Annotated in this window: 24 protein-coding genes; 14 read left to right on the top strand and 10 right to left on the bottom strand. The window is 68.3% G+C overall.

The genetic code is table 11. The features are described 5' to 3' along the window. Window positions 1-5: 5 nt before the first annotated feature. The 4 genes from QM701_RS21340 to QM701_RS21325 are packed head-to-tail and all read right to left on the bottom strand — an operon-like array spanning window position 6 to window position 4,358. Window positions 6-2,276: a TonB-dependent hemoglobin/transferrin/lactoferrin family receptor gene (locus QM701_RS21340; RefSeq protein ID WP_415169005.1), complete on the bottom strand. Its 2,271-nt coding sequence runs from the start codon at window positions 2,274-2,276 to the stop codon at window positions 6-8. A gap of 49 nt (window positions 2,277-2,325) precedes the next feature. After that, the gene (locus tag QM701_RS21335) at window positions 2,326-2,742 is read right to left on the bottom strand and encodes an ExbD/TolR family protein (RefSeq protein ID WP_415169004.1); all 417 of its coding nucleotides are present in this window, start codon (window positions 2,740-2,742) and stop codon (window positions 2,326-2,328) included. A gap of 2 nt (window positions 2,743-2,744) precedes the next feature. Then, complete coding sequence (locus tag QM701_RS21330) at window positions 2,745-3,500, bottom strand: MotA/TolQ/ExbB proton channel family protein (protein WP_415169003.1); 756 nt, start codon at window positions 3,498-3,500, stop codon at window positions 2,745-2,747. A 36-nt stretch (window positions 3,501-3,536) separates the two neighbouring features. After that, entirely contained in the window at window positions 3,537-4,358 is an 822-nt protein-coding gene (locus QM701_RS21325; RefSeq protein ID WP_415169002.1) for an energy transducer TonB, read from the bottom strand. A gap of 242 nt (window positions 4,359-4,600) precedes the next feature. Here QM701_RS21325 and hutX point away from each other — a divergent pair, with 242 nt between their 5' ends. The 3 genes from hutX to hutW are packed head-to-tail and all read left to right on the top strand — an operon-like array spanning window position 4,601 to window position 7,141. Beyond that, window positions 4,601-5,134 carry a heme utilization cystosolic carrier protein HutX gene (hutX, locus tag QM701_RS21320; RefSeq protein WP_415169001.1) on the top strand — a complete coding sequence of 178 codons (534 nt, stop codon included), beginning with the start codon at window positions 4,601-4,603 and terminating at the stop codon, window positions 5,132-5,134. Beyond that, window positions 5,134-5,784, top strand: a complete 651-nt coding sequence (locus QM701_RS21315) for an NAD(P)-dependent oxidoreductase (RefSeq protein ID WP_415169000.1) — start codon at window positions 5,134-5,136, stop codon at window positions 5,782-5,784. The genes hutX and QM701_RS21315 overlap by 1 nt, the downstream gene beginning before the upstream one ends. 1 nt (window position 5,785) lies before the next feature. Then, on the top strand, window positions 5,786-7,141 hold the full coding sequence (gene hutW, locus QM701_RS21310; RefSeq protein ID WP_415168999.1) for a heme anaerobic degradation radical SAM methyltransferase ChuW/HutW: 1,356 nt from the start codon (window positions 5,786-5,788) through the stop codon (window positions 7,139-7,141). Window positions 7,142-7,257: 116 nt separating this feature from the next. Here the strand turns inward: hutW and QM701_RS21305 are convergent, their stop codons facing one another. Beyond that, entirely contained in the window at window positions 7,258-7,824 is a 567-nt protein-coding gene (locus QM701_RS21305; RefSeq protein ID WP_415168998.1) for a flavin reductase family protein, read from the bottom strand. A gap of 95 nt (window positions 7,825-7,919) precedes the next feature. Between QM701_RS21305 and ppgK the strand changes: the two genes are divergently transcribed. Continuing rightward, window positions 7,920-8,672: a polyphosphate--glucose phosphotransferase gene (gene ppgK, locus QM701_RS21300; protein ID WP_415168997.1), complete on the top strand. Its 753-nt coding sequence runs from the start codon at window positions 7,920-7,922 to the stop codon at window positions 8,670-8,672. Between the two features lie 19 nt (window positions 8,673-8,691). Here the strand turns inward: ppgK and QM701_RS21295 are convergent, their stop codons facing one another. Next, window positions 8,692-10,920, bottom strand: coding sequence for a RelA/SpoT family protein (locus QM701_RS21295; protein ID WP_415168996.1), 2,229 nt, complete (start codon window positions 10,918-10,920; stop codon window positions 8,692-8,694). A 78-nt stretch (window positions 10,921-10,998) separates the two neighbouring features. Between QM701_RS21295 and QM701_RS21290 the strand changes: the two genes are divergently transcribed. The 7 genes from QM701_RS21290 (at window position 10,999) to QM701_RS21260 (ending at window position 17,860) form a co-directional block, all read left to right on the top strand. Continuing rightward, the gene (locus QM701_RS21290) at window positions 10,999-11,892 is read left to right on the top strand and encodes a DMT family transporter (RefSeq protein WP_415168995.1); all 894 of its coding nucleotides are present in this window, start codon (window positions 10,999-11,001) and stop codon (window positions 11,890-11,892) included. A gap of 7 nt (window positions 11,893-11,899) precedes the next feature. Then, window positions 11,900-12,694: a zinc-dependent peptidase gene (locus QM701_RS21285; RefSeq protein WP_415168994.1), complete on the top strand. Its 795-nt coding sequence runs from the start codon at window positions 11,900-11,902 to the stop codon at window positions 12,692-12,694. 132 nt (window positions 12,695-12,826) lie between these two features. After that, window positions 12,827-13,651, top strand: a complete 825-nt coding sequence (locus QM701_RS21280; RefSeq protein ID WP_415168993.1) for a THxN family PEP-CTERM protein — start codon at window positions 12,827-12,829, stop codon at window positions 13,649-13,651. 207 nt (window positions 13,652-13,858) lie between these two features. Then, on the top strand, window positions 13,859-14,833 hold the full coding sequence (locus QM701_RS21275) for a S1C family serine protease (protein WP_415168992.1): 975 nt from the start codon (window positions 13,859-13,861) through the stop codon (window positions 14,831-14,833). A gap of 63 nt (window positions 14,834-14,896) precedes the next feature. Then, window positions 14,897-15,865 carry an AAA family ATPase gene (locus QM701_RS21270; RefSeq protein ID WP_415169445.1) on the top strand — a complete coding sequence of 323 codons (969 nt, stop codon included), beginning with the start codon at window positions 14,897-14,899 and terminating at the stop codon, window positions 15,863-15,865. Then, a complete protein-coding gene (locus QM701_RS21265; protein WP_415168991.1) occupies window positions 15,849-16,817 on the top strand; it encodes a DUF58 domain-containing protein in 969 nt (322 codons plus the stop codon). The genes QM701_RS21270 and QM701_RS21265 overlap by 17 nt, the downstream gene beginning before the upstream one ends. Continuing rightward, on the top strand, window positions 16,814-17,860 hold the full coding sequence (locus tag QM701_RS21260; protein WP_415168990.1) for a VWA domain-containing protein: 1,047 nt from the start codon (window positions 16,814-16,816) through the stop codon (window positions 17,858-17,860). Before QM701_RS21265 ends, QM701_RS21260 begins: the two co-directional genes overlap by 4 nt. Window positions 17,861-17,961: 101 nt before the next feature. Here the strand turns inward: QM701_RS21260 and leuD are convergent, their stop codons facing one another. Together leuD and leuC are read right to left on the bottom strand one after the other, a co-directional pair. Next, window positions 17,962-18,603 (bottom strand): 3-isopropylmalate dehydratase small subunit, encoded by a 642-nt coding sequence (leuD, locus tag QM701_RS21255; protein WP_415168989.1) that lies wholly within the window; start codon window positions 18,601-18,603, stop codon window positions 17,962-17,964. Between the two features lie 14 nt (window positions 18,604-18,617). Beyond that, the gene (gene leuC, locus QM701_RS21250) at window positions 18,618-20,036 is read right to left on the bottom strand and encodes a 3-isopropylmalate dehydratase large subunit (protein WP_415168988.1); all 1,419 of its coding nucleotides are present in this window, start codon (window positions 20,034-20,036) and stop codon (window positions 18,618-18,620) included. A 133-nt stretch (window positions 20,037-20,169) separates the two neighbouring features. Here leuC and QM701_RS21245 point away from each other — a divergent pair, with 133 nt between their 5' ends. Continuing rightward, window positions 20,170-20,973, top strand: coding sequence for a helix-turn-helix transcriptional regulator (locus QM701_RS21245; protein WP_415168987.1), 804 nt, complete (start codon window positions 20,170-20,172; stop codon window positions 20,971-20,973). On the opposite strand, the gene pgeF is transcribed toward QM701_RS21245, so the two are convergent. Continuing rightward, window positions 20,960-21,721 (bottom strand): peptidoglycan editing factor PgeF, encoded by a 762-nt coding sequence (gene pgeF / locus QM701_RS21240; protein WP_415168986.1) that lies wholly within the window; start codon window positions 21,719-21,721, stop codon window positions 20,960-20,962. The genes QM701_RS21245 and pgeF overlap by 14 nt on opposite strands. Continuing rightward, window positions 21,705-22,718: a 23S rRNA pseudouridine(1911/1915/1917) synthase RluD gene (gene rluD, locus QM701_RS21235; protein ID WP_415168985.1), complete on the bottom strand. Its 1,014-nt coding sequence runs from the start codon at window positions 22,716-22,718 to the stop codon at window positions 21,705-21,707. The genes pgeF and rluD overlap by 17 nt, the downstream gene beginning before the upstream one ends. A gap of 103 nt (window positions 22,719-22,821) precedes the next feature. Between rluD and QM701_RS21230 the strand changes: the two genes are divergently transcribed. Further along, complete coding sequence (locus QM701_RS21230) at window positions 22,822-23,616, top strand: outer membrane protein assembly factor BamD (RefSeq protein ID WP_415168984.1); 795 nt, start codon at window positions 22,822-22,824, stop codon at window positions 23,614-23,616. Between the two features lie 622 nt (window positions 23,617-24,238). Next, window positions 24,239-25,159, top strand: coding sequence for a transcriptional activator NhaR (gene nhaR, locus QM701_RS21225; protein ID WP_415168983.1), 921 nt, complete (start codon window positions 24,239-24,241; stop codon window positions 25,157-25,159). Window positions 25,160-25,166 lie beyond the last annotated feature (7 nt).

The following is a 25,166-nucleotide window of genomic DNA, read 5'->3' as shown; positions in this document are numbered from 1 at the left end:
GGACCTCAGAAGCTGGCGGACAGGTTGATGCCGAACGTGCGTCCCGGCTGGGTGTAGAGCTCCAGCGGGTTGGTGCGGGACTCCGCGGCCGAGGCGGGCCGGTCGTTGAGCAAGGTGGCGGTGTAGGCGAAGTAGCGCCGGTCGAAGAGGTTGAGCACCGAGGCGCTGAGGCGGAAGGTCTTGTCGATCTGCCAGTTGAGATAGGCGTCGAAGATGCCGTAGCCGCTCGGCTTGAAATCGTCGTCCTCGGTGGTCCGCGTGACGCCCTTGGAGAAGGTGCCGACCAGCTGCGAACTCAGCCGCAGCGCCGGCTCGGTCCATTTCACGCCGATCACCGCGTTCAGCGGCGAGGCGCCGTTGAACGGCACGTAGTCCTGGCTGCCGAGGCCCTTTTCCTTGCCGTGCTGGTAGCTGGCGTTGGCGTTCAGGCTCCACTTCCTGGCGAACTGCCATTCCCCGGAGGCTTCCAGGCCCCACAGCTTGACCTTGGAGACGTTGCGCGAGGTGTATTCGTTCACCGTGCCGGGCACGCGCTGCATGCTCTTGATGAAGTCGGTGTAGTCGCTGTAGAACGCGCCGAACGAGAACCAGCCGGAATCGAATTTCCCGCGCACGCCGGCTTCGTAGGAAACCACCTCCTCGGGTTCCAGATCGGGGTTGGGTACCAGGTTGTACATCCCCATGGCGTTCGGCACCGAGGTGAACAGGTCCTGCGCGGTGGGCATCTTGAAACCTTCCGCGTAGCGGCCGTACAGGGCGTACTGCTCGGTCAGCCTGAACAGCAGGCCGAGCTGCGGAATCCACTTTTTGGCCTCCCGCTCCTTCGGCTCCTTGCCGGGGACGACCTTGTAGTTCCTGTCGTAGTCCGGATCGATGCTGTAGGTCGCGTAGCGCAGGCCGGGCGTCACGCTCAGCCGGTCGCCGAGCAGCTTGATCTCGTCCTGCAGATAGACGTCGGCGCGGACCGTCTCGGAATTGGCGAAATTGGAGCCGCCGCCGTAGGTGGTGGTGACGCTGCCGTTGTTGTCGACCGTGGTCCGCCGCCAGTAGCTGGTGTCGGTCGTGTCGCCCTGGAAGCCGTAGGTCAGGACGTGCTGGCTGTCGCCCCAGTCGAACGCGGAGTTCAGCTGCACGTCCGCCTGCAGGAATTTTTCCTCGTAGTCGGTCTTTTCGTAGGTCGTGCGCGGCGTCCTGGGGGGCAGGTTGGTCTGGTAGCGCGTGGTGTCCAGCGCGCGCTTCTGCGGCGAATACGAGAGCCGCCATTTCAGGTTGTCCAGCCAGGCGGCGTCGACGTTCCAGTTGTGCTCCAGCGCGACGCGCTGCCGCGTCTGCTGCTGGTTGCGCGGGAAGTCCCCGTTGAGCAGCGTCGCCGTGGCGATACCCTTGTCGTAGGTCTGCATAATGTCGGCTTCGGACTCGAACGATTCCCCGGTCAGCTTGACTTCATGCAGCGCGTTCGGCCGCCAGACCAGCTTGGCCAGCGCGTTGCTGGTCCGTCCGTCGAGCGGGTTCAGTTCGTCGCAGCCGACCACCAGGCGCGTGCAGCCCCAGCGGCCGCCGTCCGCGCGGGCCTTGCCCAGCTCGGTTTCCGAATACGTGCGGTAGGTGTAGCCGAACAGCCCCTGCACCGTCGGCGAGAACTGCCCGGCGACCATCCCCGTGCGCGAGAAGGCATGGTTGAGGCTGTCGTACCCGGCGTTGGCGCTGCCGCCGAACGGGCGCCCGCGCAGCAGGTCGTCCGGGTCCAGCGTCTGGTAGGAGACGATGCCGCCCAGCGCGTCCGCGCCCCACAGCACCGATCCCGGACCGCGCATGATTTCCACGCTCTTCATCATCGAGAGGTCGACGAAATCGCGGTTGCCGTCCATCGCCCGCTCGATCACGCGCGCGCCGTCAACCTGGAGCTGCACGCGGTTGCCGCCGACGCCGCGGATGACGTAGCCGGACAGGTTGGCATACGGGTCCGTGCCGGAAACCTGGCGGTTGACCTGGATGCCGGCCTGATGGCGCACCAGTTCCTGGATGTTGACCGCCAGATGGTCGTCCATGTCCTCGCGGGTGATGACGCTGACCGTCGCCGGCACGTCCAGGACCTTTTCCTCGCGGCGCGTCGCGGTGACCGTCACCGCGTTCATGTCGCGCACCTGCGTGTATTTCCCGATATCCGCCTTTTCGCCGGTTTGCGCTCCGGCCGGCGCGCCGAGGCACATCGCCAGACCGGAAACGAGCAGCGGTATCTTCGCCGCCCGGAAGGGAATTGCTTGCTTGCTGAACATCATCGTCTCCTGAAGGGGTGCGGAGCGGTGTCCGCACCGCGTTGAAAAATCATTCGCCCGGCGTGCTGATGAAACCGATCCGCGACAGGCCGGCCTGGCTGGCGTCGGCCAGCGTCCTGGCGACGAACAGGTACTCGACGCGCTGGTCGGCGAAAATATGCAGCTCGGGTTGCGGCGTCCTGCGGCTGGCCTCCGCGAAGCGCCGGCGCGCGGCGTCGCGGTCGACGGGCTCGCCGTTCCAGAACAGGTCGCCGCCGGCCTGGATGGCGAATTCGATCCGGCCGGGCAGCGCCGGCGTCGGCTGCGCGCTGGCCTGGGGCAGTTCGAGCCGGACCGAATGGGAGAGCAGCGGCGCGGTGACGATGAAGATCACCAGCAGCACCAGCATCACGTCGATCAGCGGCACCATGTTGATTTCGGCCAGCGAAGCGCGCCGGCCGCCGCTGCAGAAATTGGCGGAGGCCATGCTCAGCTCCGATTGACGGCATGCGCGAGGCGCGGGCGTTCGGCCTTCTGCTCGCCGGGCATGGCGGGGGAGCAGATTTTCCCGGTCAACAGGAAGGTCAGCAGTTCGTGGGCGAAGGCGTCCAGCTGCGCGAGCGTGACGTTGTTGCCACGCACCAGCCAGTTGTAGCCGATCACCGCCGGGATCGCGACGGCCAGCCCGATGCCGGTCATGATCAGCGCCTCGCCGACCGGCCCGGCCACCTTGTCCAGCGTGCCGCTGCCGTTGACGCTGATGGCGATCAGCGCGTGGTAGATGCCCCAGACCGTGCCGAACAGCCCGATGAAGGGCGCCGTCGAGCTGACGGTGGCCAGCACGGACAGGCCGTTCTCCAGCCGCGCCGAGGTTTCGTCGATGACCTTGTTCATCGTGCGGATCAGGAATTCCTGCTGCGTCCCCGCCTCCGAAAGCTTGGCCGCGCCGTAGCTCGCGTAATGCTCCCGCGCGTGCTGGGCATGCAGCGTGAGCAGCGAAAACGGGCAGCGTGCGCCACGGGTCTGGATTTCGCGGCTGACCGCGTCCAGCGACGGCGCATCCCAGAAAAAGCTCAGGAATTCCCTGCCGTGGCGGCCGCGCCGCCAGCTGGCGATGCCCTTGACGACGATCAGCGTCCATGAGGCGATCGACATGGCGATCAGGACCAGCAGCAGGCCCTTGCCCACCACGTCGCTCTGCGCGATGAAGTGCCCGAATCCCATGGCGGTCTGCGAAGTTTCCATGCGTGTCTCCCTTGTCGAAATAAAAGTGGTCTCCGGCTATCGCGCCGCGTGCAGGTTGAAGTGGTAGGGAATGACGGTGACGACCGTCTTGTGCACGCCGTCCTCCACGTAGGGATGGAAGCGGCTGCGCCGGGCGGCCTTGAGCGCGGCGTCATCGAGCAGCGCGTGCCCGCAGGACTGCTTTATCCGGGCTTCCCCGACCCGGCCCTCCGCATCGACGACGACGAGCACCGCCACCACGCCCGATTCGTTGCGGCTGCGCGACTGCTCCGGGTAGTCCGGCTTCTGCGCCCGTTTGAATTTGAGCGACGCGAGGGCCACGGAGGATTCCGCCGCCTCTCGCCCGCCTCCGTCCCGGCCCGCGGACGGGTCCCGGGCACCGCCCGCCGCTCCGGACGACGAGGCCGGCGCGGCGCTGCCGGAGGCATGGCCGTCGCCCTCGGCGGACGGTTCCCGCGACGGCGCGCCCTCGCCCGGCTCGCCGGCATCCGGCGCGGAAGCCTGCTCCGCAGTCGTCTCCGGCGTGCGTTCGGCGGCCACCATGCGGCCGGCTTCCGGCGTCCGAGGTTTGATCGGGCGGGCGGTCTTGCCCGCTTCCACGCGCGGTTTTCCGGCATCGCTCGCGGAGATCGGCGCGCCGGCCGCCGCCGTCACAGCGGGAGCGTTCGGCACGAGGGAGGCAAAGACCGTCCCCGCTCCGGCCCTGCCCGCCAATTCGCTCGGAACGATGCGCATATCCCCGCGCAGAACGACGGCGATCAGGAGGACATGAACCGCCGCCACGGCGGCCGCCAGCGCACGCGCCACGCCGGGCCGCAGGCAGCCCGTGTGTTCGGTGACGTGGTGTGAATCGTGCACGGCCATTGCTTCTTTCGGGAACGGAATTAGGAGTTTTCTTATGCACTGGTACTTATACTTAATGAATTCATCTAGAATCCAATCAGGGTATTCGATAATAATAATTACCAATTCATATTGCAACTGGTAATTCTTATCATCTAGAATAAAGGCATTTCAGGGACGGGGATTTTCGTGCCTGGATTGCATAAACCCCAATGAAAACATCGCTCAATCCAATCTCGACGAAAAGGGGAAATCACATGACGCACACCATGCCGGACACATCGCACGAACTGGACTTGCTGAAGGGCAAGCTGGCGAAGAATCCGGGAATGATCCTGGAAGGACTCGCGGAAAACAGCGGCCTGAGCATGGCCGAGATCATCGAATGCCTGCCGGAATCGCTGTGGACGCGCCTGGACGGCGGCCGCTTCGTGGACGTCCTGGGCGAGGTCGCCACCTGGGGCGAGGTGACGACGATCGTCCATACGGCGGACGTGATCATGGAAATCTCCGGCCCCTTCCCGAAGGGGACGCTGGCGCACGGCTTCTACAACCTCGACGGGAGCGCCGGCCTGCACGGCCACCTGCGGCCGAACCGCTGCGGCAGCATCTACGTGGTGGAGCGCCCGTTCATGGGGACGTCGACGACGGCCAGCCTCCAGTTCATGAACCGCGACGGCGGCACCATGTTCAAGATCTACCTGGGGCGCGACGCGGACAGGAAGATCCTGCCCCACCAGCTGCGGGCCCTGCGCGCGCTGGCCGGCGCCGTCACGACGGAGGCCGCGTGATGGAGCGGCACGATCTGCTCCTGTTCGGGGCGACGCGCAACACCGGACTCCGGCTGGCCGAACAGGCCCGCGCCCGGGGCGAGCGCGTCGCCGCCATGGCGCGGCCGGGCAGCGCGACCTCCCCGCTCCTGGCGCTCGGCGTCACGGTCGTCGAAGGGGACGCCTTCAATCTCGCCGATTGCGAAAAGGCGATCCGGGAAACCGCGCCGCGGCGAATCGTCAGCGTGCTGGGCGGCAGGAATCCGCAGGGGCGCCGGGTGGATGCGGAAGGCAACATCAACGTCATCCGCGCGCTGGAAGGCAAGGCCGGCGTGGAACGCTTCGTCCTGATGACCTCCATGGGCAGCGGCGAGCAATATGCCGACGTGCCGGCCAGCACCCGGATTTTCCTGGGCGAAGCCCTGCTCGCCAAGACCGAGGCCGAGAATTTCCTCAAGGACACCCGCCTGCCCTGGAGCATCGTGCGTCCGGGCGGATTGAGCAACGACCCCGCCGCCGGCGATTTCATCCTGTCCGAGAGAGCGGACCGGCTGCACGGCGCCTATCTGTCGCGGGCGGACGTCGCGGCGGCCACCCTGGCCGTGCTCGACAGCGAGCGCTGGCTGCACCGCGCCGTCACCATCCAGCGCAGAACGAAAGTCGAGAACTGACGTGCCGCCCGACATCGAACCCTTTCTTGCGCGCGTCGGCGGCGATCCGCTGACCGGCGCCTTCGAGGAGCGCGCTTCCGGGCCGTCCGCCGGCGGCATGCGCATGCGGACGCCGCCGCCGTGGGACGGCGGACCATTCGAGGACTTCGCGGCGCAGGCCTACCTGGAAACGACGGAGCGGCCGCTCGCGCTCTACGTCCACGTGCCGTTCTGCCATCACCACTGCGCGTTCTGCCCGTTCTACAAGAACCGGACCAGCAAGACCTTCAGCGCCGAATATGCCGCCCTGCTGGCGCAGGAGATCGAGGCCACCGCGCGCGTGCTGCGCGGCGTGATCCACCTGCGCCCGGTGCGGGCCATCTACTTCGGCGGCGGCACGCCCAGCGATCTGGAGGCGGCGGACATGGCGCGGCTGATCCGGCAGCTGCGCGCCGCCTTTCCCGTCGAGGCGGACGCCGAGATCACCGTCGAAGGCCGCGTCCGCGGCTTCACCGGGGACAAGGCGAAGGCCTGGGTCAACGCGGGAGCCAACCGCTTCTCCCTGGGCGTGCAGACGACGGACACCAAGTTGCGCCGCCGGCTGGGGCGCATCGCCGACCGGAACGAGATACGCGAAAACCTCGACGCGCTCTGCGCCAGCGGCGCGACGGTGGTCGCCGACCTGATCTACGGATTCCCCGGCCAGACGAAGGAACTGCTGGTCGAGGACGTGCGCTTCCTGAGCGAGGAAACCGGCATCCACGGCCTGGACCTCTACAAGCTCAACATGTTTCCCGACAGTCCGCTCGACAAGGCGGTGCGGCTCGGAAAAATGCCGGCGCCGCCGAGCCTGCGCGAACGGGCCGAGATGTTCGGCGCCGCCTACGCGGCGCTGCTCGCGCACGGCCATGAGCACTTCTCGCCGAAGCACTGGCGCCGGGACGCCAAGGAGCGGTGCATCTACAACCGGCTGGCCCTCGGCGGGGCGGACATGCTGCCTTTCGGCTCCGGCGCGGGCGGGCGGCTGGGCGCCGTCAGCCTGGGCAACGCGGGCATGCTGGAAACGTATGCGGAAAAGGTTGCGCGCGGCGAAAAGCCGCTCGGCCGGATCGCGCCCTCGCCCCGGCGCGACGCCCCGGACAGCTTCGCCCACGCGCTAACGACGGCCACCGAGTCGCTGCGCCTGCCGCGCCTGGAAAGCTGGCCGGAAAGCCACCGGCAGCAGGGCGAAAAGCTGCTGGCGCAATGGCGCCGGGCCGGCCTGCTGTCCGGCGAGGAGGACGAGCACGGCCTGCGGCTGACCTGCGCCGGCAACTTCTGGTCGGCGCACATGAAGACCCTCCTGCTGGATTTCGTTGGGGCGACAAAAAGCGATTAACCACGGCGACACGGCGGGCACGGCGAAAGACAGGGAATTGCCTTTTCGCCGTGCCCGCCGTGTCGCCGTGGTTGGTTGAATTTCGTTTTTTCCGTCCCTGCGCAGTCAAACCCGATTCACCCGCCGCATTCGACATGCCTGCCCGTCTCGAAGAACGCGCCGCCCGCCTGATAGTGAATGGTCTTCCTGGCGGCGTCCGGGAAATGCCAGCGGTTTTCCGAGAAGACCGCCGGATCGGCCCAGGCCGCCACGACTTCGGCGATGAACAGGTCGTAGCGCCGCTGGTTGTGCGCCTCCGGGATCACCCGGCATTCCAGCCAGGCCGCGCAATCGCAGACGAGCGGCGCGCCGATCCGTTCGGCGGGGAAGGTCGTCAGGCCGGCATGGGCGAACTTGTCGCCGTCGCGGCCCGACACGCTGCCGGCGGCCAGCACCTTGTCGGCGATCCGGCGGAACGGCACGTTGAGGGCGAACTCGCCCGAAGCCTCGATCAGCTCGCGGGTGAAGGTGCTGCCGTCGATGACCGCGAGCACCTTGGGCGGATCGAAGTCGAGCGGCATCGCCCAGGACGCCGCCATGACGTTCCGCCGGCCGTGGAAGGCGGTGCTGACCAGGGTGACCGGTCCGTGATTGAGCAGCAGGTACGATTTGGCCAGGTCGACGGGCCGTATTCTGTCGCGCATATGAAATCCGACTCCTTCCGCAAATTCCGTTCATTGGCAGACCCAAACGAATAGGCTACGATCGTTGCCTTCGTTCAATCAAGGAAAAAATCGTCATGCAGATTCTGGGCATCGATGTCGGCGGCAGCGGAATCAAGGCCGCCCTGGTGGAAACCGCCGACGGTTCCCTGCTGACCGAACGAATCCGCATCGAAACGCCGCGCCCGGCGACGCCGCAGTCGGTGGGCAAGGCGCTGCAGGGCTTGGTCCGGCAGATGGACTGGAAAGGCCCGGTCGGGCTGGGTTTCCCCGCCGCCATCCAGCACGGGATCGCCCGCACTGCCGCCAACATCGACAAATCGTTCATCGGCCTGCCGGTGGCCGACTACTTTTCGGAGCAGACCGGCTGCGAGGTTTACGCGGCCAACGACGCGGATGCCGCCGGGCTGGCGGAGATGCATTTCGGGGCCGGCCAGGGCGTGCCGGGCGTGGTCCTGATCGTCACCATCGGCACCGGGCTGGGCACGGCCCTGTTCACCGACGGCCATCTGCTGCCGAACGCCGAGCTGGGCCACGTCCTGCTCGACAACGGCCGCGAGGCGGAACGCTACGCCTCGGAGGCGGTGCGCGTGGCCAAAAAGCTCAAGTGGAAGGAATGGGGCAAGCGCCTCGATCACTGCCTGGAAACCCTGGAACGCCTGCATTGGCCCGACCTGATGGTGCTGGGCGGCGGGGTGAGCAAGAAGCTGGAGAAGTTCGCGCCGATGATCAGCGTGCGCACGCCGGTGGTGGCCGCGAAATTCCTCAACCAGGCCGGCGTCGTCGGCGCGGCGCTGTTCGCCGAATCGCGCATCCGCCGGTCCGGCTGACGCCCGCCCGGCGCCGGACTCAGGCGCGGCGGGCGCCGACCACGCCCGAGACCTCGTGCAGCGCCGCCAGGGTGTGCTTGAGCTGGGCCAGGTTGCGCACCTCGCCGGTGAAGCGCATGTGCGCGGTGCCCTGCTTGGACAGGGTGCTGACGGCGATCACGTTGATCTTTTCCTTGGTCAGCACTTCCGAGACGTCGCGCAGCAGGCCCTGCCGGTCGAGGGCGTTGACCACGATGTCGACCGCGAAGACGCCTTCGCTTTCCCCGCCCCAGGCCACCTCGATCACGCGCTCGGGCTGCATCGCCTCCATGTTGGCGAAATTGGGGCAGTCGGCGCGGTGGATGGAGACGCCCTTGCCGCGCGTGACGAAGCCGACGATCGGGTCCGGCGGCGCGGGCTTGCAGCAGCCGGCCAGCTGGGTCAGCAGCTTGTCCACGCCGACGATCAGGATGCCTTTCTCGCCGTCGTCGCTGCCCTTGCGCTTGCGCACGGGCGGCTCGGCCGCCTGCTTTTCCTCCTCGGCCTGCGCGTCGGTGCCGCGCACCGCCGTCTGGATCTGGCGCAGGCTCAGTTCGGCCCGCGCCACGGCGATGAACATGTCGTCGCTCTTGGCGAAGCCGAGCCGCGCGGCGAGGTCGTCGAGCTTGAGCCCGGTTTCGCCCATGCGCTGCAGTTCGCGCGTGACGATGGCCCGCCCGTCGGCGACCGATTGCTCCAGCGCCATGCTGGAGAACCACTGGCGCACCTTGGCGCGCGCGCGGTGCGTGAACAGGTAGCCGAGCGAGGCGTTGAGCCAGTCGCGCGACGGCCCGCCCTGCTTGGCGGCGATGATCTCGACGCACTGCCCGGTTTCCAGCTGGGTGTTGAGCGTGACCAGCGCGCCGTCCACCTTGGCGCCCCGGCAGCGGTGGCCGAGATCGGTGTGCACCCGGTAGGCGAAATCGATCGGGGTGGCGCCGCGCGGCAGGTCCACCACGCGGCCCTGCGGGGTCATCACGTAGATCGTCTCGTCGAGCGCGGCTTCCTTGTAATGCTTCACCCAGTCGGACGAATCCGAGACTTCGTTCTTCCACACCAGCAGCTGGCGCAGCCAGGCGATCTTCTCGTCGTAGCTGCCGTCCGCCGCGGTCCGCACGCCTTCCTTGTAGCGCCAGTGGGCGGCGACGCCGAGCTCGGCGTGCTTGTGCATCTCGCGCGTGCGGATCTGCACTTCGAGCGCGCGCCCGTCCGGACAGCTGACCGCGGTGTGCAGCGAACGGTAGTTGTTGCCCTTGGGGTTCGAGATGTAGTCGTCGAACTCCTTGGGAATCGGCATCCACACGTTGTGCACGATGCCCAGCGCGGTGTAGCAGTCCTTGATGCCGCTGACGATCACGCGCAGCGCGCGCACGTCGTAGACCTCGGAGAACTCGACGCCCTTCTTGCGCATCTTGTTCCAGATGCTGTAGATGTGCTTGGGCCGGCCGTACACCTCGGCGTCGGCGATGCCCACCGCTTCGAGCTCGCCGCGCAGGCGCCGCACCGCGTCGGCGATGAACTGCTCGCGCTCGGCGCGCTTCTCGTCGAGCTGCCGGGCGATCTTCTTGTAGATGTCCGGGTAGAGGAAGCGGAACGACAGGTCCTCCAGTTCCCACTTCAGTTCCCAGACGCCCAGGCGGTTGGCCAGCGGTGAATACAGTTCGAGCGTCTCGCGCGCCACCTGCACGCGCAGGTCGTCCGGCGCGTCGGCGTAGTGGCGCAGGGTCTGCGTGCGCGAGGCGAGCCGCAGCAGCACGACCCGGATGTCCTCGACCACGGCCAGGAACATCTTGCGCAGGATTTCGATCTGCGCCTTCATCTCGTCGGGGGTCTGCTCGCCGCTCTCGGGCGCATGCGCGACGAAGCCGCGCGTGATCGGGCGCATGCGGTTGAGCCGCGAAATGCCGCCCACCAGGTGCGCCGCCGCCGGGCCGAAGCGCTTCTCGATGTGTTCCAGGCCGTGCTCGTCGTAGGTCGGCACGGCGAAGAGCAGCGCGGCCAGCCGGCAGTCGGCGTCGAGCCGCAGCCCGACCAGGATCAGCGCCATGCCCTGCGCGTGATGCCAGACGCCCTCGCCGCTGCCCAGCGCGCGGTCGCCGTACACCGACTGGGCGAATTCGACCGCCTGGCGGACGCGCTCGGATTCTTCGGCGGACAGGCCGGCGCACAGGGTCTGCAGGGTATGTTCGATGCCGCTCTGGGCGGCGACGGAATGGACGACGGAAACCATGGAGCGATTATAAACCCTGCGCCGCCGCCACCCGCCGCGCGCCTTCGCGCATAATGGAGGCTTTTCGCCGGACGCCCCATGTTCGCCCGCTTTCACCATCCCTATCTCCTGCTCATCCTGACGACGCTGTTCTGGTCGGGCAACATGGTCGTCGGCCGGGCCATCCGCGGCGAAGTCCCGCCGTTCGCGCTGGCCTTCTGGCGCTGGGCCATCGCCCTGGCGCTCACCCTGCCGCTGGCGCTGCCGCATCTGCGCGCGCAATGGCCGCAGTTGCGGAAAGGCTGGAAGGCCGTGCTGTTGCTCGGCCTGCTGGGCGTCGGCGGCTACAACACGCTGGCCTACATCGCCCTGCAATACACCGGCGCGACCAACGCCTCGCTGCTCAATTCGTTCATCCCGGTGGCCACCATCGCCCTGTCGTGGGCCTTCCTCGACAAGCGCCTGCGCGGCATCGAGTGGCTCGGCGTGCTGACCTCGCTGGCCGGCGTCACGGCCATCGTCTCGCGCGGCGAACTGGCCACCCTGCTGGCGCTCACGCCGAACGTCGGCGACCTGTGGATGCTCGGCGCCGTCTTCGTCTGGGCGCTGTACACCATCGGCCTGCAATGGCGGCCGACCGGCGTGCACCCCATGCTGCTGCTCGCCGCGTTCACCCTGGTCGGCCTGCTGGCGCTGGCGCCGGCCTACGCCTGGGAAATGGCGCAGGGCCGGCAGGTGGTGCTGTCGGGCGGGTTGACGCTCGGCATCGTCTACATCGGCACGCTGCCGAGCTTCGTCGGCTACGTCTTCTACAACCGCGCGGTCGGCGAGGTCGGCGCCAGCAAGGCCAGCCTGTTCATCCACCTGATGCCGGTCTTCGGCACCGTGCTGGCGACGCTGTTCCTCGGTGAAATCCCGCGCCTCTTCCACGGCGTCGGCATCGGCCTGATCTTCCTCGGCATTTACCTGACGACGGCCGGCAGGGCCGCCTGAAACCGCGATGGCGATCGGCAGGCTGCTCGGTTGGGTGCGCGGCTGGCTGGGCCAGGCACCGCGCCGCGCCGGCCTGCCCGACGCGCTGTGGCAGGATACGGTCGCCGGCCTGCCGTTCCTCGCCGGACTGGATGCCGGGGAGTTGGCCCGGCTCAGGGAACTCGCCGAAAGCTTCCTGGCCGAGAAGGAGTTCACGGCGGCGGGCGGGCTCGAACTCACCGACGCCATGTGCGCCTCGATCGCCGTGCAGGGCTGCCTGCCGATCCTCAATCTCGGGCTGGGGTGTTACCGCGACTGGGTCGGCATCGTCGTCTACCCCGACGAGTTCGTCATCCCGCGCACCGTCGAGGACGAATTCGGCGTGGTGCACGAATACGACGACGTCGCTTCCGGCGAAGCCTGGGCGGGCGGCCCGCTGCTGGTTTCCTGGCGCGACGCGCAGATGGCCGGCGACGGCTACAACGTGGTGATCCACGAATTCGCCCACAAGCTGGACATGCTCAACGGCGACGCCGACGGCGTGCCGCCGCTGCCGGCCGACATTTCCCGCCAGGAGTGGGAAAACACGCTGTTCGCCGCGTACGACGACTTCTGCGACCGGGTCGACGCGGCCGAGGCCAGGGGGATCAGCGACAGACTGGAGATCGACCCCTACGCCTCGGAGAATCCCGGCGAATTCTTCGCCGTGCTGAGCGAAACCTTCTTCGAAACCCCCGCCGTCCTGCGCCGCGATTATCCGGAACTGTACGGACTGTTCAGCCGGTTTTACCGGCAGGACCCGCTGGCCCGCGAAAACCGGTGACTGTCGAGAATCTTTACAAAAGATGGACGACACAACCGCAATACAACATATAAATCATCAAAAACAAAGCGTTAGGCGAGATGGCACGATGCATGCCTCACTTCCCATGCACCACTTTCAGGAGGAGGCATCATGAAGACTCTTTTCAAGCTGGCCGGCATCGCAACCTCCCTGGCCTTGGCGTCAGCGCCGGCGAGCGCCATTGTGACCAACTGGGACTACAGCGTGGCGAGCCTGTTCACGGCGGCGAGCTACACGGGTAGCGGCGGGGCGACGTCAACGCTCCCGACGCTGAGTTTGTCCTGGGGCATCCCCAGTAACCCGGGCGGTCAGCAAAGTTCACTGGTAGTCGGCGGCTCCCCGGCGACCGGCAACATCGACACCTACCTCGGCAGCACCCCGCCGCAGACCGCTCCTTACCTGGGATTCAGCACGTCGCTCACGCACAACAACAACGTCATCCAGAGCGGCAGCACCTCGCTGGTCTCGGCCATCCTGACCAACACGGTGACGCTCGACCCGGTGATTCCGGACAATCCGGCGCTGCCGGACCAGATCATCCCATTCACCATCGCCTTCACCGAAACGCCGAACACGTCAGGAACGTGCGCCGCGACCAGCCCTCCCGGCAATCCGTGCAACGACATCTTCGTGTTGACCAGCGGCCTGCTCAACCAGTCCTTCGACTACGATGACGGCACCGGCCTGAGCACCTACTACGTGAACATCTTCCCGGTGACGGGCGGGGTGTTGTCCGTGCTCAGCAACTCGGCGTGCGCGGCGGCTGGACAGGCCTCGGGCTGCATCGGCTTCACCACGATCGAGGGCCAATCGACGACGCTGCAGTTCGGCTTCACGATCTCGACCACGCCGCTGCAGGTTCCGGAACCCGGAATCCTGGCGCTGCTCGGTCTCGGCCTGGCCGGCCTCTCGTTCCTGCGCCGCCGCCCGGCGTAATACCGGATCGGCCGTTCTCGAAAAGCCCGCTGCGCGCGCAGCGGGCTTTTTTGCGCCGTCTTTCCTGCTCGCCGCCAAACCGGCGCAGCAATTTATCCTCGGTCGTGGTGAAACTTGCGCCGGGCTGCCGTTGCCCAAGCGGGAGTCGCTGGATTCCGCCACAGACCATCGACGCAGCTTCGTGGACTCTTCGATAGCGAGGACACCATGCCGCGAATCGCGTTGTACAGCAGTGCCCCCAGGCCGCGCCAGGCGGTCGATGCCGCCGTGCCGGACGCCCCGGCGCCCGGGCGAGCCGGACGCCGCTCCGGCGGCTTTTTCCGCCGCGCCTTGACGCGCCGGCGCGGCGCCACGCTGCTGGCGGTCGTGCTGCTCGCCGTCCTCGGCACGCTCGCCGTCGAGCGCCATTTCGTCCCGGAACAGCCCACTCTCACCCAGGCGGACATCGACCGGGCCGTGCGCACCAGCCTGGAAAAGGAGCCGCTGCCCGCAGCCGCCGCCCGCGCCTACGAAACCATCCTGCCCTCGGTCGTGCGCGTCGACGGCTTCGACCACCCGGAAGGCATCGGCCTGCTGCCCAAGCGGAACGGTCCGGCCGAGGAGACGCCGGAGAAGGACAAACCGCAGGACAAGCCGTCCAGCGAACGGCAATCGGTCGGCACCGGCGTGGTGATCACCGACCAGGGCCGCATCCTGACCAATCTGCACGTCGTCTCCGGCACCAGCCACGTGCGCATCGTCTTCGCCGACGGCACCGAATCCGACGCCACGGTCGTCGGCGCCGACCCGGCCAACGACCTGGCCGTGCTGCAGGCGCAGAAACTGCCGGACGACCTGCGGCCCGCCACGCTGGTCACCACCGGCGACCTGCGCCCGGGCGATGCGGTGCTGGCGGTCGGCTTCCCGTTCGGCTTCGGTCCGTCGGCGTCCACCGGCGTGGTCTCCGGGCTGGGGCGCGAGTTCGTCTCGTCCGACGGCCGGCGCGCGCTGGGCAACCTGATCCAGTTCGATGCCGCGGCCAATCCGGGCAATTCGGGCGGGCCGCTGGTCAACATGCAGGGCGAAGTGCTCGGCATCGTCACCGCCATCCTCAATCCGATGCGGCAACGCTTCTTCGTCGGCCTGGCCTTCGCGGTGCCGATCGAAAACGCGGCCTCGGCCGTCGGCGTGCCGCCCTTCTGACCTCTCCGGAAAGCAACCGCCATGGATACGCGCAACCTGGCCCCCGCCGCCACCGCCCCGCTGATGGAACGCCTGCTGTACGAGGTGAAGAAGCTGATCGTCGGCCAGGACACCTTCCTCGAACGGGTGATGGTGGCCATGCTCGCGCAGGGGCACCTGCTGGTCGAAGGCGTTCCCGGCCTGGCCAAGACGCTGACGGTCAAGACGCTGGCTGCCACGCTCTCCGGCGGCTTCCGGCGCATCCAGTTCACGCCCGACCTGGTGCCGGCCGACCTGATCGGCAACCGCATCTACAACCAGAAGACCAGCGAATTCACCACCACGCTCGGCCCGGTGTTCACCCACCTGCTGCTCGCCGACGAAATCAACCGCGCGCCGGCCAAGGTGCAGAGCGCGCTGCTCGAAGTCATGCAGGAGCGGCAGGTGACCATCGCCGGGGAGACGCACGTGCTGCCCGCGCCCTTCCTGGTGATGGCCACGCAGAACCCGATCGAGACCGAGGGCACCTACCCGCTGCCGGAAGCGCAGGTCGACCGCTTCATGATGAAGGTGCTGGTCGGCTACCCGACGCCGGAGGAGGAATTCGTCATCGCCGAACGGGTGACCGGCGAGGCGCCGGTGATCGGCGCCATCGCCACGCCCGACCAGCTGGCGGCGCTGCAGGCCGAATGCCGCAAGAGCTTCGTCGAACCGGCGCTGATCCAGTACGCGGTGCGCCTGGTCTGCGCCACGCGCGACCCGGCCCGCTACGGCCTGCCGGAATTCGAGCCGTGGATCACCTTCGGCGCCAGCCCGCGCGCCACCATCAACCTCGTCGAGGGCGCGCGCGCCCTGGCCTTCCTGCGCGGGCGCGACTACGCGCTGCCGGAGGACATGAGCGAGCTGGTGCCCGACGTGCTGCGCCACCGCCTGGTGCTCTCGTACCAGGCGCTGGCCGAGGGCATGAACGCGGACGCGCTGATCGCCAAGCTGATGCAGCACATCCCGGCGCCGCAAAAAGCCCTGGAGCCCGGCCATGCCGCCGCCGGCTGACGCCGAAGCGCTGCTGCAGCGCCTCGAATGGACGGTGATCCGGCGGCTCGACGGACTGCTGCACGGCGACTACCGCTGCTTCTTCCGCGGGCCGGGCATCGACCTCGCCGACCTGCGCGAGTACCAGTTCCACGACGACGTGCGGCATATCGACTGGAACGTCACCGCGCGCATGCAGACGCCCTACGTGCGCGTGTTCAACGAGGATCGCGACCTGACCGCGTGGTTCCTGCTCGACCTCTCGGCCTCGCTCGATTTCGGCGCGCGGATCAAGAAACAGGCGGTGTCGGCCGAATTCGTCGGCGTCCTGGCGCGGCTGCTCACGCGCCACGGCAACCGCGTCGGCGCGTTGTGCTACGGCAGCGCGGTGGACACCGTCGTGCCGGCGCGCAGCGGGCGGCGCCACGTGCTGCACCTGCTGCATGTCCTGCTCTCGCGGCCGGCCGGCCGGCCCGCGCCGACGCGGCTCGCCGACCTGCTCGACCACGCCGGGCGCGCCATCCCCCGGCGGGCGCTGGTCTTCGTCGTCTCCGACTTCATCAGCGCGCCCGGCTGGGACGCGGCGCTGGCCCGCCTCGCGCTGCGCCACGAAGTCATCGCCGTGCACCTCTCCGACCCGCTGGAGCGCGAGCTCCCCGACGTCGGCCTGCTCTTCCTGGAGGACGCCGAGAGCGGCGAGCAGTTGTTCGTCGACACCCACGACAAAGCCTTCCGCAAGCGCTTCGCCGAACTCGCCGCGCGGCGCGGGGAAGAACTGCGCGGGAGCCTCGCCGATGCCGGCGTCGACGCGCTGGAGCTGTCGACCGAGGGCGACCTGCTCGACGCCCTGCTGCGCTTCGCCGAACTGCGCGAACTGCGCAGCCGCGCCAGCACCGGCGGCGGCACCTCCGGGCGCCTGGCGGCGCACATCGAGCCGCGCGCCCGCACGGCGGCGGAAGGCGGCCGGCCATGATGTTCCAATGGCCGCCGATGCTCTGGGCACTGCTCGCCGTGCCCCTGCTGGTCATCCTGTACGTGTGGATACTGCGCCGCAAGAAGCGGGCCGCCGCGCGCTACGCCAGCCTCGGCCTGGTGCGCGAAGCGCTCGGCGTAGGCCAGCGCCTGCGCCGCCACGTGCCGCCCGCGCTCCTGCTGCTGGCCGTCACGCTGATGCTGCTGGCCGCCGCCCGCCCGCTCGCCACCGTCACCCTGCCCACGCAGCAGGAAACCGTGATCCTGGCGATGGACGTCTCCGGCAGCATGCGCGCCGCCGACGTGCAGCCCAGCCGCCTCGAGGCCTCGCAGGCCGCAGCCAAGGCCTTCCTCACCGACCTGCCGCCGAGCACCAAGGTCGGCATCGTGGCCTTCGCCGCCACGGCCTCGGTGGTCCAGGCGCCGACGACTTCGCGCGAGGACTTGTCGGCCGCCATCGACCGCTTCCAGCTGCAGCGCGGAACGGCCACCGGCAGCGGCCTGATCGTCGCGCTGGCCACGCTGTTCCCCGAGGCCGGCATCGACATCGGCCAACTGCTTTACGGACGCCCCAACCAGAACGACGCCAACGCGCCGATCGGCGCGGCGAAGAAGCCGAAGGAGGAATTCACGCCAGTGCCGCCCGGCTCGAACCGTTCCGCCGCAATCATCCTGCTCAGCGACGGCCAGCGCACGACCGGCCCGGACGCCGTGGACGCGGCGAAGATGGCCGCCGAGCGCGGCGTGCGCGTCTACACCGTCGGCTTCGGCACCAAGGAGGGCGAGACGATCAGCTTCGAAGGCTGGTCAATGCGCGTCCGCCTCGACGAGGACAGCCTGAAGCGCGTCGCCGAGATCACCCGCGGCGAATATTTCTACGCCGGCACGGCGACGGACCTGAAGAAGGTGTACGAATCGCTGACCGCGAAGATCGCCCTGGAGAAGAAGCAGACCGAGATTACCGCCCTGTTCGCCGCCGCCGCCGCGTTCTTCGCCATCCTCGCGGCGGGGCTGTCGCTGTGGTGGCACGGGCGGGTGGTGTAGAAAGGCTGATTGGCCACGGCGACACGGCGGGCACGGCGAAAAACAAAGAATTGCCTTTTCGCTGTGCCCGCCGTGTCCGCCGTGGTTAATTATTTGCTTTTTTAAACCCCGAACAGCCAGGGCTGCGCCGCCTTGTGGCGGGCTTCGAAGGCGCGGATTTCGCCGGCGTGCTCCAGGGTCAGGCCGATGTCGTCCAGGCCGTTGAGCAGGCAGTGCTTGCGGTGCGGGGTGATGTCGAAGCCGAACGAAAAGCCCGACGGCGTCGTCACCGTCTGCGAGGCGAGATCGACATCCAGCTTGTAGCCCTCGCTTGCCGCGCACTCCGCGAACAGGCGATCGACGATCTCCGCCGGCGCGACGATCGGCAGCAGCCCGTTCTTGAAGCTGTTCGAAAAGAAGATGTCGGCGAACGACGGCGCGATCATCACGCGGAAGCCGTAGTTCTCGATCGCCCACGGCGCATGCTCGCGGCTCGAACCGCAGCCGAAGTTGTCGCGCGCGAGCAGGATTTCGGCGCCCTGGTAGCGCGGCTGGTTGAGCACGAAGTCCGGGTTCTTCGGACGGTTCGTGCAGTCCATGCCGGGCTCGCCGTAGTTGGTGTAGCGCCATTCGTCGAAGAGATAAGGGCCGAAGCCGCTGCGCTTGATCGACTTGAGGAACTGCTTGGGGATGATCGCGTCGGTATCGACGTTGGCACGATCGAGCGGGCAGACGAGACCGTTGAGTCGGGTGAAGGGTTTCATGCGCTGTTCTCCTCTCAGGCGTGACAGGCGTCGCTGCGGACGTCCACGAAATGGCCGGCGATGGCGGCCGCGGCGGCCATCGCCGGGCTGACCAGGTGGGTGCGCCCGCCGGGTCCCTGGCGGCCCTCGAAGTTGCGGTTGGAGGTCGAGGCGCAGCGCTCGCCCGGCGACAGGCGGTCGGCGTTCATCGCCAGGCACATCGAACAGCCCGGCTGGCGCCACTCGAAGCCGGCCGCGGTGAAGATCCGGTCCAGCCCCTCGGCCTCGGCCTGGCGCTTGACGATGCCCGAGCCCGGCACGACCAGCGCCAGCTTGACGTTGCCGGCCACCTGCCGGCCCTTGACCACCGCCGCCGCGGCGCGCAGGTCCTCGATGCGCGAGTTGGTGCAGGAGCCGATGAAGACCTTGTCGATCCTGATCTCGGTGATCGGCATGTCGGCTTCGAGCCCCATGTACTTGAGCGCGCGCTCGATGCCGGCGCGGCGCACCGGATCGCTTTCCCGCGCCGGGTTCGGCACCTTGCCGTCGACCGACGTGACCTGTTCGGGCGAAGTGCCCCAGGTGACCTGCGGCCGGATCTGCGCGGCGTCGAGCTCGATCACCGTGTCGAAGACCGCGTCGGGGTCCGACTTCAGCGTCTTCCAGTACGCGACGGCCTGCGTCCAGGCCTCGCCCTTGGGCGCGAACGGGCGGCCGTCGAGGTAGCGGATGGTGGTGTCGTCGACCGCCACCAGCCCGGCGCGCGCGCCGCCTTCGATCGCCAGGTTGCACAGCGTCATGCGCCCTTCCATCGACAGGCTCGCGACGGCGGTGCCGCCGAACTCGACGCAGTAGCCCGTGCCGCCGGCGGTGCCGATGCGGCCGATGATCGCCAGCGCCAGATCCTTGGCCGTGACGCCGGCGCCGAGTTGGCCGTCGACCCGGATCAGCATCGACTTCGACTTCTTCTGCACCAGCGTCTGCGTGGCCAGCACGTGCTCGACCTCGGAGGTGCCGATGCCGTGCGCCAGCGCGCCGAAGGCGCCGTGCGTCGCCGTGTGGCTGTCGCCGCAAACCACCGTCATGCCCGGCAGCGTGGCGCCGTTCTCCGGCGCGATCACGTGGATGATGCCCTGGTTGGCGTGCTTGAACGGGAAGTAGATCTGCGCGCCGAATTCCTGGATGTTGGCGTCCAGCGTCTCCACCTGCAGGCGCGACACCGGGTCCTCGATGCCCTTGTCCCAGTGGTCGGTCGGCGTGTTGTGGTCGGTCACCGCCACTACCGTGTCGCTGCGCCAGGCCTGCCGGCCGGCCAGGCGCAGGCCTTCGAACGCCTGCGGGCTGGTCACCTCGTGCACGAGGTGGCGGTCGATGTAGAGGAGACAGGTGCCGTCCGCTTCCTGGCGGACCACGTGGCTGTCCCACAGCTTGTCGTAAAGGGTCTTGCCGGCCATCTATGCTCTCCTTGCGAAAACGCCCGTCCGGGAAGGAATGTGGCGAGTGGCGCGATCTTAATCGCCGCGCTATACCCTGACAAGACGAGTATTTATACTGGTATCCAAACTAACACGTTGCGGGAAAAGCCCCATGAAAAACGACCCGGCCAGCGCCCGCCGCAAGGAGCTCGCGGCCTTCCTGAACGCCATCCGCAGCCGCAGCCAGCCGGCCGATTTCGGCTTCCCGGCGGGCGTCCGCCGGCGTACCGCCGGCCTGCGCCGCGAGGAGATGGCCCAGCTCGTCGGCATCAGCACGACGTGGTACACCTGGATCGAACAGGGACGCGAGGTGAACATCTCGGCCGAGGCGCTCGACCGGCTGGCCGGCAGCCTGCGCCTGACGCGCGGCGAGCGCGCCTACCTGTTCGAGATCGCCGACCGCCGCGACCCGCTCGGCAACCTGTCCGAAAGCGACGACGTGCCGCCGCCGCTGATCGAACTGCTGGACGACGTCGGCGTGCCGGCCTACCTGATGGGGCGCTACTGGGACATGCTCGGCTGGAACGCCGCGGCCGCCGAGCTGTTCACCGGCTGGCTCGACGTGCCGCGCGACAGTGGCGAGCCGCCGCCGAACCTCTTGCGCTTCGTCTTCCTCGAAGCGCGCGCGCGCACTTTCCTGGTCGACTGGGAAGTGCGCGCCCGCCGCATCGCCGCCGAGTTCCGCGCCGACTGCCGCAACAGCCTGGACGACCCGGCGCTGATCCGCCTGGTCGACGACCTCGCCGCGGCGAGCGCCGATTTCGCCCGTTTCTGGAAACAGCACGACGTGCTGGAACGCCAGGGCGGCGAACGCCGCTTCCAGCATCCGCGGCGCGGGGAAATCCGCTACCAGCAGTCCACGCTGCGGCCGGACGAGCACGAGCACCTGAAATTCGTGATGCTCAGGCCGGCGTAGCCGCGCGCAGCCAGACCAGCGACGCCATGCGCCCGGTCTGCCCGTCGCGCCGGTAGGAAAAGAAGCGCTCGCCGTCGCTGACCGTGCACAGCCCGCCGCCGGAGACGCGCATGACGCCCTGCCCGGCCAGGCGCTGCCGGGCGAGCAGGTAGATGTCGGCCAGCCACTTGCCGCCGGGCGCGGGCCGGAACGCCGCGGCGGCCTGCGGAGCGCGGCGCACGAAAGCCTCGCGCACCTCGCCGCCGACCTCGAAGGCCGCCGCACCGATGGCCGGGCCGAGCCAGGCCATCAGCGTTTCGCCGGGCACGCCCATGGCCGCGACCGTCGCCTCCAGCACTCCGTCGAGCAGCCCGCGCCAGCCCGCGTGCGCGGCGGCGACGACCGTGCCGGCATCGTCGCAGAAGAGGACGGGCAGGCAGTCCGCCGTCATCACCGCGCAGGCCACGCCCGGACGGCGCGCAAACGCGGCGTCGGCTTCGGGGGGATGGCCACCGTCCATCTCCGCCGCGTCGACCGCCCGCACGCCGTGCACCTGATTCAGCCATACCGGCCGCGCGCCGGTCCGCCGGCCGACGGCGTCCCGGTTGGCGGCCACCGCCGCCGGGTCGTCGCCGACGTGGGCGCCGAGATTGAGGCTGGCGAAGGCGCCGCCGCTGACACCGCCGAATCGGGTCGTGGACAGGCTGCCGACCCGCGCCGGCGCCGGCCAGTCGGGGACGATCCACCGCGCGCTAGTCAAGATCGTCATCGTCGTCTTCGCCGTCGTCGCCGTAGGCGTAGATGATCTCGGGGCCGTCGGCGAACTCCTCGTCCCAGTCCTCGTCCTCCGCCGCCGCGCGGGCCTCGAAAGCCAGCATGCGGGCGGTGGCGACCAGTTCGTCCAGGTCCTCCGGCAGCTCGGATTTCCACAGCATCGATTTTCCCGTCACCGGGTGCACCAGCCCCAGCCGCCGCGCGTGCAGCGCCTGACGGTGGAACGCCGGCCCGGCCGGCACCCGGCTGGCGCCGCCGCCGTAGACCGGATCGCCGACCAGCGGATGCCCGATCGAGGCGAGATGCACGCGGATCTGGTGCGTCCGCCCGGTCTCCAGCGCGCATTCGACCAGCGTGCAATCGACGAAGCGTTCGACCACGCGGTAATGCGTGCGCGCCGGCTTGCCGCTGCCGACCACCGCCATCTTCGTGCGCTGCGTGGGATGGCGCCCGATCGGCGCGTCGACCGTGCCGCCGCGTTCGATGACGCCGCGCGCCAGCGCGTAGTAGTAGCGCTTGACGGTGCGCGCCTGCAGCTGGCGCACGAGATCGGTCTGCGCGGGGAGCGTGCGGGCGACGACCATCAGCCCGCTGGTGTCCTTGTCGAGCCGGTGCACGATGCCGGCGCGCGGCACCCGCTCCAGCGCCGGGTCGTGGTGCAGCAGGGCGTTCTGCAGCGTGCCGCTCCAGTTGCCGCTGCCCGGATGCACGACCAGGCCGGCCGGCTTGTCGATGACGATGATCGCCGCGTCCTCGTACACCACGTCCAGGGCGATCGCCTCCGGCCGCGCGGACAGCGCCCGCTCGTCCGGCGCCTCGTCCAGTTCGACGAGTTCGCCGCCCCACAGCTTGTGTTTCGGCTCGCGGACGACGTCGCCGTCGATGCGCACCCGTCCGTCGCGCACCCAGCCCTGCAGCCGGCTGCGCGAATGCTGCGGCCAGAGCTTCGCCAGCCCCAGGTCGAGCCGCACACCGCCGTCATCGGCCGGCACGCGCAAAGCCCGGGGAACGTTTGCGCTATAATCGGCGCGCTCTTCGCCTTGCTCTCGCACAACGCTTCGGCCGACGCCGGTCTTTTTATCTGGAACGTTCATCATGCGTAGTTTAGCGGTAATCGCAGCCCTTTTTCTCGCCACGCTCCTCGCCGGCTGCGGGCTGCTGCCCGAGGTCAAGGACGAGACCCTGGGCTGGTCGGCCAACAAGCTGTATACCGAAGCGAAGCAGGCGCTCAACGAAAACAGCTACGACAGCGCCATCAAGTACTACGAAAAACTCGAATCGCGCTTCCCCTACGGCCGCTTCGCCCAGCAGGCGCAGATCGACCTGGCCTACGCCTACTGGAAGTCCGGCGAGAAGGAATCCGCCCTCGCCGCCTGCGAACGCTTCATCAAGCTGCACCCGAACCATCCGAACGTCGACTACGTGTACTACCTGCGCGGGCTGATCAACTTCAACGAAGACCTGGGCCTGATGGGCTACGTCAGCCAGCAGGACATGACCGAGCGCGATCCCAAGGGCGCGCGCGAATCGTTCGACGCCTTCCGCGAACTGACCAACCGCTTTCCGGACAGCAAGTACACGCCGGACGCCTCGCTGCGCATGACCTACCTGGTCAATGCGCTGGCCCAGCTCGAAGTGCACGTCGCCCGCTATTACATGAAGCGCGGCGCCTACGTGGCGGCCATCAACCGCGCCCAGTTCGCGGTGAAATCGTATCCGGACGTGCCCGCCACCGAAGAAGCCCTGTTCATCATCGTCAAGGCCTACGACCAGCTGGGCATGAACGACCTGCGCGACGACGCCGAGCGCGTCATGCGCAAGAATTTCCCGAACAGCGTTTATTACACGCGCGGCCTGGATCGTCCGGAGCCGTGGTGGAAACTCTGGTAATCCCGCGCCGGTCGCCGGCGCGGCGCGCCGACCGGCAAGCCGTCTAGCGCGGACCGCGCGGACCGCCCGGGCGGCCGCCGCCCCAACCGCCGCCCCAACCGCCGCCGCGCGGCCGCCAGCCGGGTCCGTCCCGATCCCAGCGCGGCCCGCCCCACGCCGGGCCGCGATGCGGCGCGTCCCAGCGCCCCGGTACCCACACGCGTCGGCTGCCGTACCAGTTCCAATACCCGCCGATCCAGACTTGGCCGGCGACCGGCGGCGGTCCGGGATATGCGACGCCCAGCGGCGGCGCCACCATGACGGGTTCGCCGTAATACGGGTCGGCCGACGGGTAGGGAGCCACGACGCAGCCGGAAAGAAGGGCGGCCGCCAGCACGGCCCCCACAGCGCAAAGTTGTTTCATCAGCGCCCTCCTCGGTCGAAACGGATACAAGAACAGTAACGCGCCGCCCCCCGCAGGGTCGACCCGCGGCGGGAAGCGTTACGAATTCTTACAAGCGCCGGCAAAGGCGGTGCGGCGAAGGCAATGCGGCTATACTTCGCAAAAATCGAAGAATGGAGGTCGGCGACGGACGCCCAGGCAGCCGCGCGCAAGACCACGATCACGCCAGGAGGGGAAAGCATGGCCGAGCTCAACTACAAGCACTTGCGCTACTTCTGGATGGTCGCCAAGACGGGCAGCATCGCGCGCGCCTCCGAAGAGCTGCACCTGACGCCGCAGTCGATCAGCGGGCAACTGACGGAGTTCGAAACGCGGCTCGGCATCGACCTCTTTTTCCGCTCCGGGCGCAATCTTGAACTGACCGACGCGGGCCGGCGGATTCTCGGCATGGCGGAGCAGATCTTCACCATCGGCGACCAGATCGTCGAGGAACTGAGCAGCAACCGGGGCCGCAACATCATTCCCCTGCGCCTCGGCATCGCCGACTCGGTCTCCAAATCGATGGCCTACCGGCTGATCGAACCGGCGCTCGAGCTCGAAGACGGCATCCGCCTGATCTGCCACGAGGGCCTGCTGGCCTCGCTGCTGGGCAACCTCGCCGTGCACCGGCTGGACATGATCATCGCCGACCGGCCGATGCCGGCCAACCTGAACGTGCGCGGCTACAGCCACCTGCTGGGCGAGAGCGGGCTGTGCGTGTTCGGCTCGCCCGCCTACGTGGACGGGCTTGCCGGCGATTTCCCCGGCTGCCTGGACAATGCGCGCTTCCTGCTGCCGGGCGCCGACGCCGCCATCCGGCCGAAGCTGAACCAGTGGTTCGACGCGCAGAATCTCAACCCCCACATCGTCGGCGAGTTCGACGACAGCGCCCTGGTCAAGGCCTTCGGCAGCGCCGGCGCCGGGCTGTTCGTCGGTCCTTCCGCGATCGCCGACAGCATCTGCGAGCAGTACAAGGTGGTGCAGATCGGCCGCATCGACACGGTCATCGAGCAGGTCTATGCGATCACCACCGAACGCAAGCTGACCAATCCGGCGATCGTCGAGATCAGCAAGTCCGCGCGGGAAGTGATCTTCAACAACGAGGCCAAGGCCGCGCTCTGAGCGTGGC

Source organism: Propionivibrio sp., from assembly GCF_047602565.1.
Lineage (GTDB): Bacteria > Pseudomonadota > Gammaproteobacteria > Burkholderiales > Rhodocyclaceae > Propionivibrio.
This window is presented reverse-complemented; position numbering and strand designations above follow the sequence as displayed.